Origin of the sequence: Methylovorus sp. MM2, assembly GCF_001648895.1 — a bacterium.
In the GTDB taxonomy this organism is placed as follows: domain Bacteria; phylum Pseudomonadota; class Gammaproteobacteria; order Burkholderiales; family Methylophilaceae; genus MM1.
This window is the reverse complement of record NZ_LXUF01000001.1, coordinates 1,071,271-1,087,420: the sequence shown is the minus strand read 5'-3', so window position 1 is coordinate 1,087,420 and position 16,150 is coordinate 1,071,271. Positions and strand designations below refer to the sequence as shown.

General features: G+C 46.6%; 18 protein-coding genes. 15 read left to right on the top strand and 3 right to left on the bottom strand.

Annotated elements, in window-relative coordinates:
- Window positions 1-27 precede the first annotated feature (27 nt).
- Together A7981_RS05125 and A7981_RS05120 are read right to left on the bottom strand one after the other, a co-directional pair.
- Entirely contained in the window at window positions 28-1,752 is a 1,725-nt protein-coding gene (locus tag A7981_RS05125; RefSeq protein ID WP_067264907.1) for a PAS domain S-box protein, read from the bottom strand.
- Window positions 1,749-2,738, bottom strand: coding sequence for an integron integrase (locus A7981_RS05120; protein ID WP_067264904.1), 990 nt, complete (start codon window positions 2,736-2,738; stop codon window positions 1,749-1,751). The genes A7981_RS05125 and A7981_RS05120 overlap by 4 nt, the downstream gene beginning before the upstream one ends.
- A 139-nt stretch (window positions 2,739-2,877) precedes the next feature.
- Between A7981_RS05120 and A7981_RS05115 the strand changes: the two genes are divergently transcribed.
- From A7981_RS05115 to A7981_RS05045, 14 genes are all read left to right on the top strand, one after another.
- Window positions 2,878-3,291: a hypothetical protein gene (locus tag A7981_RS05115; RefSeq protein ID WP_067264902.1), complete on the top strand. Its 414-nt coding sequence runs from the start codon at window positions 2,878-2,880 to the stop codon at window positions 3,289-3,291.
- Window positions 3,292-3,366: 75 nt separating this feature from the next.
- Window positions 3,367-3,807, top strand: coding sequence for a hypothetical protein (locus A7981_RS05110; protein ID WP_067264901.1), 441 nt, complete (start codon window positions 3,367-3,369; stop codon window positions 3,805-3,807).
- A gap of 21 nt (window positions 3,808-3,828) precedes the next feature.
- On the top strand, window positions 3,829-4,119 hold the full coding sequence (locus A7981_RS05105) for an Imm32 family immunity protein (protein WP_067264896.1): 291 nt from the start codon (window positions 3,829-3,831) through the stop codon (window positions 4,117-4,119).
- A 56-nt stretch (window positions 4,120-4,175) separates the two neighbouring features.
- Complete coding sequence (locus tag A7981_RS05100) at window positions 4,176-4,520, top strand: hypothetical protein (protein ID WP_067264892.1); 345 nt, start codon at window positions 4,176-4,178, stop codon at window positions 4,518-4,520.
- 74 nt (window positions 4,521-4,594) lie between these two features.
- The gene (locus tag A7981_RS05095) at window positions 4,595-4,963 is read left to right on the top strand and encodes a hypothetical protein (RefSeq protein ID WP_067264889.1); all 369 of its coding nucleotides are present in this window, start codon (window positions 4,595-4,597) and stop codon (window positions 4,961-4,963) included.
- Window positions 4,964-5,085: 122 nt separating this feature from the next.
- Complete coding sequence (locus tag A7981_RS05090; protein ID WP_131800937.1) at window positions 5,086-5,592, top strand: hypothetical protein; 507 nt, start codon at window positions 5,086-5,088, stop codon at window positions 5,590-5,592.
- Window positions 5,593-5,639: 47 nt separating this feature from the next.
- Window positions 5,640-6,170, top strand: a complete 531-nt coding sequence (locus A7981_RS05085) for a hypothetical protein (RefSeq protein WP_082889212.1) — start codon at window positions 5,640-5,642, stop codon at window positions 6,168-6,170.
- Between the two features lie 64 nt (window positions 6,171-6,234).
- Window positions 6,235-6,564 (top strand): hypothetical protein, encoded by a 330-nt coding sequence (locus A7981_RS05080; protein WP_067264884.1) that lies wholly within the window; start codon window positions 6,235-6,237, stop codon window positions 6,562-6,564.
- Between the two features lie 126 nt (window positions 6,565-6,690).
- On the top strand, window positions 6,691-7,143 hold the full coding sequence (locus A7981_RS05075) for a hypothetical protein (protein ID WP_165595539.1): 453 nt from the start codon (window positions 6,691-6,693) through the stop codon (window positions 7,141-7,143).
- Window positions 7,144-7,579: 436 nt separating this feature from the next.
- Window positions 7,580-7,843 (top strand): hypothetical protein, encoded by a 264-nt coding sequence (locus A7981_RS05065; protein WP_067264875.1) that lies wholly within the window; start codon window positions 7,580-7,582, stop codon window positions 7,841-7,843.
- Window positions 7,844-7,900: 57 nt separating this feature from the next.
- Complete coding sequence (locus A7981_RS05060) at window positions 7,901-8,275, top strand: hypothetical protein (RefSeq protein WP_067264872.1); 375 nt, start codon at window positions 7,901-7,903, stop codon at window positions 8,273-8,275.
- Between the two features lie 60 nt (window positions 8,276-8,335).
- A complete protein-coding gene (locus A7981_RS05055) occupies window positions 8,336-8,680 on the top strand; it encodes a hypothetical protein (protein ID WP_067264870.1) in 345 nt (114 codons plus the stop codon).
- 332 nt (window positions 8,681-9,012) lie between these two features.
- On the top strand, window positions 9,013-9,750 hold the full coding sequence (locus A7981_RS05050) for a TerC family protein (RefSeq protein ID WP_067264866.1): 738 nt from the start codon (window positions 9,013-9,015) through the stop codon (window positions 9,748-9,750).
- Between the two features lie 165 nt (window positions 9,751-9,915).
- The gene (locus A7981_RS05045; protein ID WP_067264864.1) at window positions 9,916-11,244 is read left to right on the top strand and encodes a sorbosone dehydrogenase family protein; all 1,329 of its coding nucleotides are present in this window, start codon (window positions 9,916-9,918) and stop codon (window positions 11,242-11,244) included.
- A gap of 26 nt (window positions 11,245-11,270) precedes the next feature.
- On the opposite strand, the gene glnE is transcribed toward A7981_RS05045, so the two are convergent.
- Window positions 11,271-14,006 carry a bifunctional [glutamate--ammonia ligase]-adenylyl-L-tyrosine phosphorylase/[glutamate--ammonia-ligase] adenylyltransferase gene (glnE, locus tag A7981_RS05040; RefSeq protein WP_067264861.1) on the bottom strand — a complete coding sequence of 912 codons (2,736 nt, stop codon included), beginning with the start codon at window positions 14,004-14,006 and terminating at the stop codon, window positions 11,271-11,273.
- A gap of 178 nt (window positions 14,007-14,184) precedes the next feature.
- On the opposite strand from glnE, the gene acs reads away from it, so the two are divergent.
- Window positions 14,185-16,149: an acetate--CoA ligase gene (acs, locus tag A7981_RS05035; RefSeq protein WP_067264858.1), complete on the top strand. Its 1,965-nt coding sequence runs from the start codon at window positions 14,185-14,187 to the stop codon at window positions 16,147-16,149.
- Window position 16,150: the final 1 nt, after the last annotated feature.

Below are 16,150 nucleotides of genomic sequence, written 5' to 3'. Positions count from 1 at the left end.
GCTTTCTATTTGATCACTTTGAACTAATTATTTCAGGGAATTGATTATTTCAGGAACCAGCACTTTGATCAAAGTCCCCTGTTGCAACATCGAATCTACGGTAAAACTACCCTGCAAAGCTTGCGTGCGTTCGCGCATACCTAGTAATCCAAAATGCTGCGTCTGATCCACATTACAGATATTCATGCCCAAGCCATTATCCTTAATCGTCAACTGAAGTACAGTGTCTTCGACTCTGGATAAGGCGATATCGATCTCGCTGGCCTCCGCATGGCGAATCGCATTCGTCACTGCCTCCTGCACAATACGATACAAATTGATATTCAGCGTCTCGCCCAACGTATCGAAATTCTCAGACAGCTGTAGGGTGAACTTGATTTTAGGATTTTGCGCCTGCCAACTATTCACGCTATCTCGCAAGGTCTCGGACAATCCAAGATTATCAAGCGCGCCGGGGCGTAATTGGCGAACTATATTATGCATCCCATCATAGATATGATTCGCTGCAGCCACGATAGTTTGTGCATTGGCCTCGATATCGGGCATCTGCGTCTTGGTCTTATTGGCGATACCCACCGCAAAAGTCTTGATTGCTGTAACGTACTGGCTTAGCTCGTCATGCAATTCACGCGCAAGGCTACGGCGCTCATCTTCGATATGCCGTTGAATCAAATACGTTAACTGGCGATTTTCTTCTAGCTGCTGCGCGGTTTCTTCCGCCTGTTTACGCTCAGTGATATCGCGCATGCTGCATATCTCGCCAATCACTTCATCCGTATGCGGGTCGATCAATGGCGCAGCTGAAAGCGAGACATCCTTAAGCTTTCCATCACGTGCTACCCGTTGCGTATCATACTGCTCTACCGGGCGCTTGCCCGCAATCACCGCAAGATTCTGCGCCAACTCGTCCTCCGCTCCCTGCGGTATGAGCAATGCTGCCGATTTTCCAATGATATCTTCCGGGCCATAGCCAAACATCCTTTGTGCGGCGGGGTTCCAGAAAGAGATATTGCCATTTAGATCATGAATCATGATGGCATCGGCAGTCTGCTTAACGATCAATGCAAGCCGACGGCTTTCTTCAGTACTCGCCTGTAAAGATTCGCCCATGAGATTGAAGTTTCGCGCCATGCGTGAGAACTCAGGCAATTTGAAGTCGGGCAATCGTGTCGTCAGATCACCCTGCTCGACTTTGCTGATCGCCTCAAGCATCGGCTGAATAGGCCTTAGCCAGCGCCCAAGCATCCAATAAACCGCGATGTTTAGCACCAGAAAGAACCCTGCCCCTATCCATAGCAATGAAGTAAACCTGCTCCAAGCCTCGCGTATCGCACCACCGGGGTTAGAAGCCACTTCAAGCAAACCAAAGCGAATGCGCCTGATCACAACCTCCTGCTCCGGTGCCAGCAAGTGAATGAACCACTGTGGTGGAGTTTCTTCTTCCCGATATTTGGATGATGGGGATCGATAGATCAAGTTGCCATGTAAATCGGACAAAGTGATTTCATTACTACGCACATGCCCAAGTGATTGAAGAAAACGGTGCATGACTTCATGCGTATATCCCCATTCGGGATTCTGGTAAGAACTCAGGATCACCGTATCAAGTAGCTGTATCGTTACCCGCGTTGCGGATTCGACGCCCTCTTGCGTAGTACTTTTCATGCCCTTGATGACGACAAACCCCACCGCCAGCATAAATAGCAGCAAGATCAAGGTGATCAGTAAGTTTAAACGGAACCGTAGACTCATAGATTATCCAATGGGCTGGCAACCCCGCGACCACCTTTATTCAATACATGCGTATAAATCATGGTGGTTGCCACATCACTATGCCCAAGTAACTCTTGCACAGTGCGAATATCATAGCCGCTTTCGAGCAAATGCGTAGCAAAACTATGACGAAACGTATGCGGCGTGGCGGGTTTGGTTAAGCCTGCGTCCATCACTGCCTGCCGCACTGCACGTTGAATCGCCTGATCTTGAATATGGTGGCGTCGGCTTTCAGGCGCTTCTTCTGTAGCACGCGGATCAACCGATAACTTGCCAGAAGGAAATATGTATTGCCAAGACCAATCCCGTGCTGCATATGGATATTTTTTGTTCAGCGCAAACGGCATATAGACCGCACCATAGCCATCATTCAAATCTTTTTCATGCACAGTTTTTACGCGCTTGATATGCGCTTGCAGCGGCGCGATCAAACTTAGCGGCAACATCGTAATGCGGTCTTTATAACCCTTGCCATCACGTATCAAAATCTCTTTGCGGGCAAAATCAATGTCTTTCACGCGCAAACGCAACGCCTCCATAATCCGCATGCCTGTGCCATAAAGCAAACTTACAATCAGGTGATGCGTGCCTTCCAAATGCGAGAGTATTTGCTGGACTTCAGCTTGGCTAAGCACCACGGGCAAGCGCTTGGGCGTTTTTGCGCGTTCCACATCATCCAACCAAGGCAGCTCAAGCGCTAAAATCTCTTTATACAAGAATAGCAGCGCACTTTTTGCCTGATTTTGTGTGGATGCCGCGACTTTTCCATGCACCGCCAAGTGCGTTAAAAACTGCTCCACTTCTGCCGCCCCCAAGTCTTTTGGGTGCCGCTTGTCAAAATGCAAAATGTATCGTTTAATCCAATCAACATAAGCTTGCTCAGTGCGTATGCTGTAATGCTTAAGCCGGATTTTTCCACGCACTTGCTCTAACAGCTTAGGCGGCTCTATATTTGACGTATTCATATTTTAAATTTAGGATGTACTAAAAATATTTAATCACATGATTTCATTATACTCTTCATTTAAATATTACAAGACAATTCACTATTTGACGCAAAATAAAGCGTCAAATAGGATGTCTACTTTACGTTAGAGCCCAAATATGAACACCGAAGAATTCGATTATCTCTGGAAACATTTTGCGTTCAACGCCGAGCAGCGACTGAAAGCGTTTAACTTCTTCGTTGTCTTTTCGGTGTTCGCTAATGGTGGCGTATTTGCCGCCGTAGAGAAGTCTTCGCATGGTGCCGTATTCGCCCTCATCGGCGGCTTTGTTGTCGTACTCTCGGTAGTGTTCGCTGTAATCGATGTACGAAGCCAGAGTCTTCTTAAGCTTGCCGTACCAGGGCTCAAGGAATACGAAAAGCAATTTCCACAGCACTCCCGCCTCTTTGCGCTTGACGCCAAGCGCCACACGGGCGTCATCCGCTATACAGTGGCGTTCCGTGTTCTCTTTGGTATGCAGCTTGCCTTTGGCATAGGAACCATCGTCTATGGAATTGCCAAATGGGTCTAAACGGCGTGAGCTCTAACCCGTCCATCAAGCGGGACTTGCTATCGCAAGCCCCTTATGTCAAACGTTAGGCAGAAAATGAGCGATGGTTTACTCAGCAATATCAACCACAGTCGTGGAAAGTTTTACTTTGCCAATGGTATTACTTTAGGGTTGTATGGTGCCATCTGGGTGGTTTTCAAAGCTGGTTCAATTGGCAAACTATACAAAGCAAACTTCCCAACTCCCAGCATGGGCTTACTTCTCACCGTACTTACTCTTGGCATATACCCCGGCATCTTGCTAACTGTTCTTGCCTACAAGCTAGCATCCAGTAGCAAACCTAGTCTGGGTAACGCAGTTCTCGCTTTAAATCTTGCGTCGCTCTTTACGGCATTTTTCTCTGGCGGTATTTTGGTTTTTATCTCTATCGCACTTTGGGCGCACGCTGGGTGGCTCGTCGTAAATTCAGCAAACATGGCTGAGCAAAGTTATGGCCTAACCCATCATTCAAGTGGGACGCCTAACGGCGCCCCTTAATTCAAACGTTAGAGCTCACCAATGACTAAAGTTGCTCCTCTTTTAAGTTTTGTTACATCACCAGAAGGTGATACGGTCAATATTCATGCAAATAAAGAGGGAATTGAGCTTTTACAAAAGTCCCTTTCCAATATGCTGCAAAAGCTTGAGAAAGGCGTGTGCGACCATAATCATCTTTTTACTCAAGATTGGGGCAGCAATGAATTAACTACCTCCATGCTAAAAAGTGAACGTACTGATAACTCGAAGCAAGTGCATCACGTCAAAATTCACTCCTGGACTGAAGAGTGGAGAGTTAAACATGAGCTCTAACCCATCATTCAAGCGGGACGCCTAGCGGCGCCCCTTAATTCAAACGTTAGAACGCCATGAAGAATAGAGCATTTAAGTTGTTATTTTATACCAACATTGCTGCAGCTCTCTCTGCGTATTGCAGTGCATACAGCGCCTTTATGTACAATTGGCTTAATGTTGGTGGTGGTGTTAGTAACTATACAGAGCAATGGGTTGTTTTAAGTGGTGTACTGCCTTATGTGGCTCTTGTTATATGGCTTAGTACGTTTTTCTTCTGGTTGTTTTACCGTGGCGGTCAAAAACAGACTAAATTATTCCGTTTTGTTGCATGCACCATCTCAATTATTGTAGCGCCACTTATTTTCTTCGCCGCCGATTGGTTTCTACATCGTGGGTTTCCACCTTCACCACCATTGTAAAATTATGTCGTCTAACCCATCATTCAAGCGGGACGTGCTAAAGCACGCCCCTTAATTCAAACGTTGGGGCGCACATGTCTACTGATACGAACGTGTTGACCAAGACCACAGCGGTACTTTTGCTTGTACTTATGGCAGGAGAGATACTTGTGGCATCAAATCTGCCGGAAGGTGGTCACGGCTTTTTATCTGCGGTAGTGGTCTTCGCCGTCGTATCGGCTGCCCCCCTTCTTACAGTGTTCGTTGCGGTACTTCGCGGATCTGAACGTTCTATTGCACTTAGCTGCGCGTGGACATCGATTCTTGTCGGCTTCTTAATCCAGTGGGGATTCCACGCAAGCAATGATCCGTCTCGTGTAATGTTGCTTGCCTTTAGCATAATCACTTATTGGCTCTCAGGTTTCGTTGCGTTGTTTTCTTTTGGCCATAAGAAGCATCGGTAGCTTCGCGTCTTTAGAACAACTGCAAACTCGAAACTCAGCCAGAATCTATGAGCGCCCCAACCCATCATTCAAGCAGGACACGCTAAAGCGTGCCCCTTAATTCAAACGTTAGAGGTGAAAATATGACTCCGCAGCAATTCGTCGGTTTGGCTATACGTATGTTTTCAATAACGATGGCTTTATTTTCAATTCCTTACCTTTCAGGAATGCCCAATGCATTGTGGTCCCATGGAATGGATGACAAAGCCTCGGCCTCGTTAGTTATTGGTACTATATATTTATCAGTTGCAGTGCTTTCTTGGTTTTTCCCGATGGTTATCTCTCATAAACTAGTACCAAAAACCACCTTCGAAAATCGGCTCAATACACGTCCAGATGAAGTTGCAACCGTAGGCATTGCAATGCTAGGGTTATGGAAAGTCGTCGATGCTGCACCCGATTTAGTATCGTACCTGTTTCAAACGAGCTTAAAAGCTGGTTCTGCCTCAATCCTTGATACTTTAGGTGCCGAAGGCAAAGCAGATGTCAGCTTTATATTGATAGAGTTAATTATTGCTTTAGCCTTCTTATTTAGGGCTCATTCAATTGCCAAGTTCATTACCAAGCCTTTTACAAATCATGCGGCTTAAAACCTCTAACCATTCCATCAAGCGGGACGCGCTAAAGCGCGCCCCTTATGTCAAACGTTAGCCCTCTAAAACCAACGATGCCATTTACCCCTTTTCATTTTGGCCCTGGCGCTGCACTTCATGCGGTTGCACCGAAGCATGTCAGTTTCCTAGCTTTCTGTTCAGCTAATATACTCATTGATATTGAGCCGCTATATTTCATAGTTACTCACCAATATCCATTGCATCGGTTCTTTCATACCTATGTTGGCGCTACCATCATCATGGTGCTTACAGCCCTTATTTTCATGCTCTCCCTAAAGCTGGCCTCCCGTTTAAAGTTACCTAATTTATTTCATTGGCAAAGCTTAAAGCCAATACCCATTTGGTTAGGTGCAGCAGCAGGTAGCTATTCTCATATCGTGCTAGATAGTGTCATGCACTCTGATATCGTCCCACTTTCACCGTTCAGTGAAACAAACGCCCTTTATCAGCTTGTCCCGCTCAGAGAGTTACATCTGTTTTGTGTATTCTCGGCCTTGGCTGCTTTGGCTATACTTGGTCTGCGTGCTTTGCTCAAGGCTCGGCATGCTGGCTAACCCATCATTCAAGCGGGACTGGCTAAAGCCAGCCCCTTAATTCAAACGTTAGGGAATAATAAGCATGGAAACGAGAAAAATGCAGTCTCGAACTATTGATCGAGCTCTCTATTTTGTTCTTCTAGAATGGGTGAGTGACATTGGTCGCTTTGCTCTACGTTTGCTTTCATTAAATATAATTAGTTTCCCAAAAACTGATTCTCTCTCTTATGAATCAGAAGTCAAAAAGCAAAAAGGGTTTGTAAGTGCTGTGCGACTTAGCGCGAAACATTTTGCAATTGATATGCTTTACTTTTTTGTAGGCCTAGTCTTTTTGGCAGCCCTGTTCTTGCTCGCATTTTATGTACTGGCAAAAACTTTCGGGCCAATTCCATCTATTCATGAGTGGCGGTAAGGTTATGTTCCCTAACCCATCATTCAAGCGGGACGCGCTAAAGCGCGCCCCTTAATTCAAACGTTAGCCATTTCAGGAACCACAATGCGTAGTTTTATAACCTTACTAATCACTCTAACTTCATTCATGGTTGCCACTGCAAATGCTGCTCTTGTAGAAACCTCTCCAATCAAAGTGTGCTCATTTTTAAAAGAGGTGGGGCTTGCTACACGAGGCTGGAAAAATCTATATGAAAACCAATTTAGCTGCAGTAGTCGATATAAAGAAATTGGTACGGGTTTTCCTATGGCAAACAACCTAGCATATTATGTAGAAGGCGAAAGTAGTTTAGCTACTCAAGCTAAATTAGTATTAAACATAAATAATAAATCAGAGACTTCTTCTGCTTATTCCGAGCTTATCAACTCATCAGAGGTCTTGAGCAAGAAAATTACTGGAGAGAAATTGCCCTCTTCAATTTCTACCGCAATTAAATCTGGCAAACCAATCCAGGCTAAACTTGGAAAATCAACTATCGAAATTACTCGAGACAATTGGCCTACGGGAAAAGGTTATGAGCTGCATGTACTTTTTAAATAAAAAAATGGCTAACCCCTCGGTCAAGCAGAACGCGCTTGCGCGCGCCTCTTACCTCAAACGTTAGGCTTTAAAAATTATGATCATTTTGATAACTATAATGAACTACTTAATGCTTCTCATAAGTCACACTGTGGAATATGTTCTCTTATGTGGCGCAGGCATTCTCTATTGGCGCTCAAGAACCATACCCACCGCTATGTTTTTCTTTGGAGCTTTAGTAGCTACTATTTCTCCGCTTATCATGTTCCAACTTGCAATAAACTTTCGCACTGTCAGTTATCCGCCTTTATTCGGTCTAGCTCCTCTAATAGCTAAATTTATTGGAACCATTGGTTTATTACTCTATGCAATTTCTCTACCTAAAAAAATAAGCCTAACCCATCATTCAAGCGGGACGCCTAACGGCGCCCCTTAATTCAAACGTTAGGAACACAATATGTGCGGGTTATTCGAGTTTGTGAAAAGCCATATGTTTTGCATCACTTTGTTAGCCACAGCTCTGCAAGTTTCAGGCACATTAGTTTTAGCTCTATTTTCATTCTATGGTCTAAGCATCACCGAAAATAAAGATGCTTATTTCGAGGGTGTTCCAAAAGTCGAAATTAAAAACTGCTGGCTTCGTGCATCACAAGTAGCTCTTATACTTTTGTTGCTTGGTATTTTGCTCTCTGGGTTAGCTTCTCTTTCTAATGCTTCCTAACCCATCCATCAAGCGGGACGCGCTAAAGCGCGCCCCTTATGTCAAACGTTAGGCAATATGAGAATTTCGTCCGCACAAACAGATGAAAATACCCTTTCGGGTTTTGGGGCGGAGGTTGTTGCTTTGGTTGCTAACAAGAACTTCTCATTACTCGCTGAACGTTTTGGATACGCCCTCGCATTTGGGCGAGATGTAGTTTTAGCAATTCAACAAGATTTTGAAGAGTGCCTTTCAGAAGCTGAAAAATCATCAAGTCGAAAATCAACATCAATTCAAGTTAAATACTTCAAATCTAACGACACAGGTCTTTATGCATTGGTAGAGTGTGTCACGGCTATAAACGAAGAGATTAGTGTATTAATCGAGTTAATCGTTACCGGTGTTGGTGAAGAAAAATATATTACTTTGGAGCAAATTAGCTATGTTGCCTAACCCATCATTCAAGCGGGACGCGCTAAAGTATTGTGCCCCTTCACTCAAACGTTAGGCCATATGAGATTTTTTTGTTTATTTACCCTGCTTTTTGTTTGCGTCTCTGCCTTAGCAGCCGATGCATTACCGAGGGATGTCTCAAACTTCTTAAAGCTGCGCGAATCATGCGATCACTGGCGAGGTGAGGATGGTTATGATGAAGAAAGGCAAGCCGATATTAACTGGTCAATTTGCCAAGCATGCCCAGGAACTGATGCAAAGCTAGCAAAACTCAAACACAAATATAAGAACCAAGAAAACATTCTTGCAAAACTAAATGCGCTGGAATTAGAGATTGAACCAAAAAACAAATTAGCGGCACGGCAATTCTGCAAGAAAGCAAGGAAGCCGGAATGGTACCAATAGGTTTACGGCCTAACTCATCACAGACCGCAAGGATATTCCCCGCCGAGATGGCCGCTGCAACCTCAAGGAGTGTCGACATTCAAATCGCTGCTAAAGCAGCTCGGTTTAATGTGAGAGCGACCCAGATCAACGCAAAAGTGAGCCACTGATTGGAAGCGCAGATAAAACCCGTTGATGCAATAAGCACACATACATAAGAGATTGGAAACCTCTCCTAAAGAGGTTTACCATACAGCTTGCGGAGGAATGCGTTAGCAGTAACCAAACAGCACCTATTCCGCACCAACCTATAATAAATTAGCCTCTTTTAAATCACCCTCATTGGAGACACGATGTTTGAATGGTTCGCAAGCCCTGAGGCTTGGATTGCACTAGGTACATTAACTGCACTTGAGATTGTGCTTGGTATCGATAACATCATTTTCATTTCGATCTTAGTTGGTCGCCTGCCAGAAAAGCAGCGTGCCTTTGCACGCAGAGCCGGACTAGGGTTGGCGATGTTCGCACGCTTAGCTTTACTATTCTCTATTTCATGGGTAATGGGGCTGACTGAATCTTGGTTTACTGTGTTTAATCAGGGCATTTCAGGGCGAGACATCATCCTGATCGGCGGCGGCTTATTCTTGCTGGCAAAAGCTACCCATGAGATTCACAATAGTCTTGAAGGTGCGGAGGAATCAGAAACCCCCACCGCTGCTACCACCATGGGCATGGTATTGGTACAGATTGGGTTGCTGGATATCGTATTCTCACTAGACTCAGTCATCACTGCAGTGGGGCTTGCCGATCATGTTTCTATCATGGCGATTGCCATTATCATTGCAGTGGGCGTGATGCTGCTGGCAGCAAAATCAATTGGTGACTTTGTCGATGCCAACCCCACCATCAAGATATTGGCTCTTTCATTTCTCATGTTAGTCGGCTTTACGCTAATTGCCGAAGGGTTGGATGTACATGTGCCGAAGGGTTATATCTATTTTGCAATGGCATTTTCGGTACTGGTTGAGATGGTCAATATCCGCATGCGCAAGAAACATACGTCAACCAAGCTGCACAAAAATACGCCATAGTTTTTACCCATTAGTCACACTCAATATCCAGCCTAATTTAGATCAATATTAGGCTGGATATTGATATTGTTAAATTTCATTGAACCTGTCACTACTGAATGTTGACTAATTTACTCAATCATTGCCACAGCAATATCGCTGCAAACAATTCGAGGAGTAAAACTAATGCGCAGCCACCACCTGATTTTGCCAGCATTACTCGCCATGACACTTAGTGCATGTGGCGATGTTGCCAAGCTACCCGTTTCAGCAGGCATCGGACCCAAACCCGAACTACCTCAACCACACGAGACACTCATTCCTACAGTCAATGTAGCCAACGTTGTAGGCTGGCATGGAGAAGATAAACCCTTGACGGCACCAGGCACATCCGTAGCGGTGTTTGCAAATGACCTTGACCACCCACGCTGGCTCTATCAATTACCGAATGGTGATGTATTGGTTGCTGAAAGTAACAAACCAGAAACTGGTGGTGGCACCTTTAGCTTTAGAGGTTGGATAGCTGGCAAACTAATGAGCAAAGCGGGTGCAGGTGTACCAAGCGCTGATCGCATTACATTATTACGCGATACCGATGGAGACGGCGTGGCGGATGCACGCTCCGTTTTCATCAAGAACCTGCATTCCCCATTTGGCATGGCATTGATCGGGGATACGTTCTATGTGGCGAATGCAGATTCGGTCGTGACATTCCGCTACCAGACAGGGCAAACGGAAATCACCGCCGAACCAATCAAACTAACAGACCTGCCCGGCCTGCCACTTAACCATCACTGGACAAAGAATATCATTGCCAGCCAAGATGGCAGCAAACTCTATGTGACCGTAGGCTCTAACAGCAATGTCGGTGAGAATGGCATGGATATAGAAGAAGGCCGTGCCGCCATTTGGGAGGTGAATGCCAAAACCGGTGAGCACCGCATCTTTGCATCCGGCATACGTAACCCTAACGGCATGACATGGGAGCCTGAAAGCGGGCAGCTCTGGGTGACCGTAAACGAACGTGATGAGATAGGCAGCGACCTAGTGCCGGACTACATCACATCCGTGCAGGATGGCGGATTTTACGGCTGGCCGTATAGCTATTATGGCCAGAATGTCGATGTGCGCGTCAAACCCCAGAAACCTGAACTGGTTGCAAAAGCGATCGTGCCGGATTACGCATTAGGCCCACATACTGCCTCGCTTGGGCTAACTAGCGCCAAAGGTAACAGCCTACCAGTGCAGTTCGATAATGGTATGTTCGTCGGACAACATGGTTCATGGAACAGAAACCCGAGCAGCGGTTACAAAGTGATCTTTGTACCATTCGCAAACGGCAAGCCTTCTGGTGAACCCGTAGATATATTGACAGGGTTTCTGAACAACAAAGGTGAAGCGCAAGGCCGTCCGGTAGGTGTATTAGTCGATAAGGCCGGGGCACTTCTGGTGGCTGATGATGTAGGCAATACCATCTGGAAAGTCACATCGGCCACAAAAGAGGCTGCAAAATAACAAGCAGGACTACACTTACCCGAGTGTTATTCGCGGAATATAGTTTGCCATAGATCACGAACAGCCTCGACATGAGGCTGAACAGATTCAATGGCAACATACGCTTGATACCTGCCCTGCAAATGGCTAACGTGCTGCAATCGTCTGAACTCTCGATAAGCGGTTGCAGCACCTTCAGCTTTTACTGCATCTACCAAACCAAGCGATGCCAGCCGCTCCAATAATCGGATATTGCCGATGTTTTCTGTTAATGCGTCATAATCAGATGCAGAGGCGAGCACGAGATATTGCACGATGAATTCAACATCGATGATGCCGCCGACATCTTGCTTCAAATCGAATAAACTGGGCTTGGATGTATGCGCATCGCGCATCTTCTGCCGCATTTCTACCACTTCAGCGCGCAATGTCTTCAGGTCACGTTTTTGCACCAGCACTTGATGACGTATCTTCTCAAAAGCCTCTCCGATATTGGAGTCACCCGCGCTAAATCCTGCTCGCGTCAACGCCTGATGCTCCCATACCCAAGCTTTATGTTGCTGGTAACTCTGAAAAGCTTTCACGGAACTGACAAGCAAGCCACTGGCGCCATCTGGCCTTAGCTGCAAGTCAGTTTCATATAATAATCCGGCAGAAGTTAGGCTATTTAACCAATTACTGATGCGTTGACCAAAGCGCGCATAAACTTCACCGGCACCGGCTGCTTCGTCATCATATAAAAAGATGATGTCGAGATCGGATGCATAGCTCAACTCTTTTCCGCCAAGTTTGCCGTAACCGATCACGGCGAACTGCGGTTGCTCACGATGCTTATTTTTTAGATTACGCCATACCGTATCCATCGTTGCCTGCAATATCAGGTTGGCTAATTCACTCAGGTAATCCGACAGCGTTTGCAATTGAAGTTCGCCAGCGATATCTTGAGCGGCAAAACGGAATACCGCAGCATGCTTGAAATGACGCATGACATCCATCTGCCGTTCGACATCGCCCTCCACCTCAGCCAAACGCTGCGCCAAGTCGACACGCATCGCCGCAAAATCTGGCACGGCATATAGACTATGCATATCAAGCAATTCATCCAGCAATATAGGGTGCTGGGTGAGATATTGTGCCAGCCAAGGACTCGCACTCGCGAGCTTGATGAGCATACTCAACGCTGCCGGATATTCAGCGAGCAAAGCCAGATAACTAGCGCGACGGCAGATGCTATCCATCAGGTCAGAAACTCGCATCAGGGTATCTTCAGGGTTGGATTCCTGAGCGGCAAGCTCGATAACCATCGACATCAATACATCAAAACGCTGATGGCTTAGATCAGGCAATGCCTTATATCTTGGGCTGGCGTGCAGGCTGCGCAAACGCCTTAAGGTTTCTACCTCATTCCTGTAGCCAAGATGCGTCAAACCGGCGATTGCATCAGGCTCGGCAACCGCACCCAGCCAGATATCCTTGGTTTTACTTAAGCGCGATTTATCCTGCGGTGTTTCGCTAGCTTGCGGGTCGTTGAATACCTCATCGAAATGAAATTGCACCTGCGTTCTGTGCTTCTCAAGCTCGACAAGCATGGCAGGCCAATCGGCATAACCCATTGCTAAAGCGATACGGGCACGCCCCTCCTCATTCACGGGTAGATCCTGAATCTGCATATCATCGACATACTGCAAACGGTGCTCAAGATTACGCAAGAAAATATAGGCCGCAGTCAATTCATCTACCGTTTCTTGCGGCAACAACCCTTTGATGCCAAGCAGATGCAACACTTTTAGCGTTGGCCGTACTTGCAGCCCCGTATCTCGCCCACCGCGGATCAATTGGAAAACCTGCGCGATAAACTCGATCTCGCGGATACCGCCCCGGCCAAGCTTGATGTTGTCGTGCATATCACGACGATTTACATCGCGTTGTATCTGTACTTTTAGATCGCGCATGGAGGCAAATGCGCCGAAATCGAGATACTTACGGAAGACGAAGGGCCTTAATAAAGCTGCCAGATTCTTTTCTTCACCGGCAATAACACGCCCTTTGATCCAGGCATAACGCTCCCACTCTCGCCCATGATTCTGGTAATACTCTTCAAGCATGGCAAAACTGCATGCCAAAGGTCCATCAGAGCCATAAGGCCGCAGGCGCATATCAACGCGAAAGACAAACCCATCCGCCGTGATCTCGTCAATCGCTGCAATGAATTTTTTTGAAAGCCGCGTAAAGAATTCATGATTGCTCAGACTTTTTGTACCATTGGTTTGGCCATCCTCTTCAAAGGCGAATATCAGGTCGATATCTGAGGAAGCATTCAACTCTTTCCCGCCTAACTTGCCCATGCCGACTACGATCAGCGACTGTTTCTCGCCAGTCTCGCCAATCGGTTCCCCATAAATAGCCTCTAGCCATGGAGTGATGCATTGCAAAGCGAACTGTACCGTCACTTCCGCCAGGCTAGTCATGGTCTGCACGACTTCCTGCAAATCAGCCAAGCCATTTAAATCACGCGATATCACACGCAAGATGACCCGCTGCCTTAACTTACGCAGCACTTTCTTGAGCATGACTTCATCAGCTATCTCATTTGCCGTTAGCCAATCGCGCATCTCTTGCTCGGTAATAGGTTGATTGATTTGCGCTACAAGCTCATTCAGCAAATCAGCGTCAGCCACGAGCAGACGTTTGACGAACGGGCTACAAAGCACGGCATATCGGATTAGCGCGCCAGTAGCATCAGAAAGATCATTATTTTCGAGAATTTGGGTAAGTGTGAGCATCTAAAATCGTTGTTGCTAATGTTATGATTAGTCCTGCTGAATAAAACAAGCATACGCAATAAAAACAGAGCGTGCCACGCATAAAGATACTTATGCCAAAAGATAGTTCTAGCAAGTATACGGATATCATCTTTGGTTTTTAAGTATCAATAAAACTATATGTTGTCGGAGAAATAGCATGTCGTCGATTGAATCGGTTCTCACCGAAACCAGAATATTTGCGCCACAAGAATCATTCAAACAGGCCGCCACCGTTTCAGGATTGGATGCATACAATGCCTTATGTGCAGAAGCCGAAAGCGATTATGCAGGCTTTTGGGGCAAATTAGCCGCCACAGAGATCGCTTGGCATAAGCCATTCACCCAAACACTTGATGACTCTGAAGCACCTTTTTTTCGCTGGTTTGAGGACGGTGAGTTAAATGCATCTTACAACTGTATTGATCGACATCTCGCTTCACGCGGCGACAAAACCGCGCTCATCTTCGAAGCGGATGATGGCAGCTCAAGTCATATCACATACAAGCAACTGCACCAGCGCGTATGTCGTTTTGCCAATGCATTAAAAACACAAGGCATTACGCTTGGCGATCGCGTCATCATCTATATGCCGATGGGCATAGAAGCCATCATTGCGATGCAAGCATGTGCACGTATTGGCGCCATACATTCGGTCGTTTTCGGCGGATTTTCAGCCAAGAGTTTGCACGAGCGCATCACCGATGTCGGTGCAAAGCTCGTCATCACGGCAAATGAAGGCGTGCGCGGCGGAAAATCCGTTGCACTCAAATCGGCTGTGGATGAAGCACTCGCCTTAGGTGGCTGTGATGCCGTACAAAAAGTGATTGTATTCAAAAGAACCGATGGCGTTGTCAATTGGATTAGCGGCACAGACCTTTGGTGGCATGAGTTAGAAGCGGAAGCATCAGACTATTGCGAACCGACTTGGGTCAGTGCAGAACACCCATTATTCATTCTATACACATCAGGCTCCACTGGAACGCCAAAAGGCGTACAACACTCAACAGGTGGCTATCTGCTTGGCGCCATCATGAGCATGAAATGGGTATTCGATTACAAAGCCACCGATATATTCTGGTGTACGGCTGATGTCGGCTGGATCACGGGGCATAGTTATGTCACTTACGGCCCGCTGGCTGTTGGCACGACTCAGGTCGTATTCGAGGGCATCCCTACTTACCCAGATGCTAGCCGCTTCTGGCAGATCATCGAAAAACACAAAGTCAGTATTTTTTACACGGCACCCACTGCCATTCGTTCCCTCATCAAACTTGGGGGCGATCTACCTAACAAATATGATCTATCCAGCTTACGCCTGCTTGGCACAGTGGGTGAACCTATCAACCCTGAGGCATGGATGTGGTACCACAAGACAGTCGGCAAAGAGCGCTGCCCTATCGTGGATACCTGGTGGCAAACTGAAACCGGCTCTCACTTGATCGCCCCGCTCCCGGGCGCTATCGATCTGAAACCTGGCTCATGCACCCGTCCCCTACCCGGCATCATCATGGATATCGTGCATGAAGATGGCAGCCATATCGATGGCACAGGCGGCGGTTTGCTCGTCGTAAAAAAACCTTGGCCTTCAATGATACGCACCATCTGGAACAATCCAGAACGCTTCATCAAGTCTTACTTCCCTGAGGAACTAAAAGGCTATTACCTTGCAGGCGACTCTGCACATCGGGATGATGATGGTTATTTCTGGATCATGGGTCGTATCGACGATGTATTGAATGTATCGGGCCACCGCTTGGGTACGATGGAGATCGAATCCGCCTTGGTTTCCAACCCGCTTGTGGCGGAGGCCGCTATTGTGGGCAAGCCGCATGAGATCAAAGGTGAATCCATTGTCGCCTATGTCGTGCTCAAAGGTCAGCGCCCTGAAGGCGAAGCCGCAAAAAAGATCATTGCAGAGCTGCGTGAATGGGTAGGTAAAGAGATCGGCCCGATCGCCAAGCCCGATGAAATCCGTTTTGGTGATAATCTTCCCAAAACACGTTCAGGCAAGATCATGCGCCGCTTGTTACGTTCTTTAGCCAAGGGTGAAGAAATCACTTCAGATATCTCCACACTGGATAATCCTGCGGTGCTTGAACAACTGAAACAGGTCATTTCCTGAG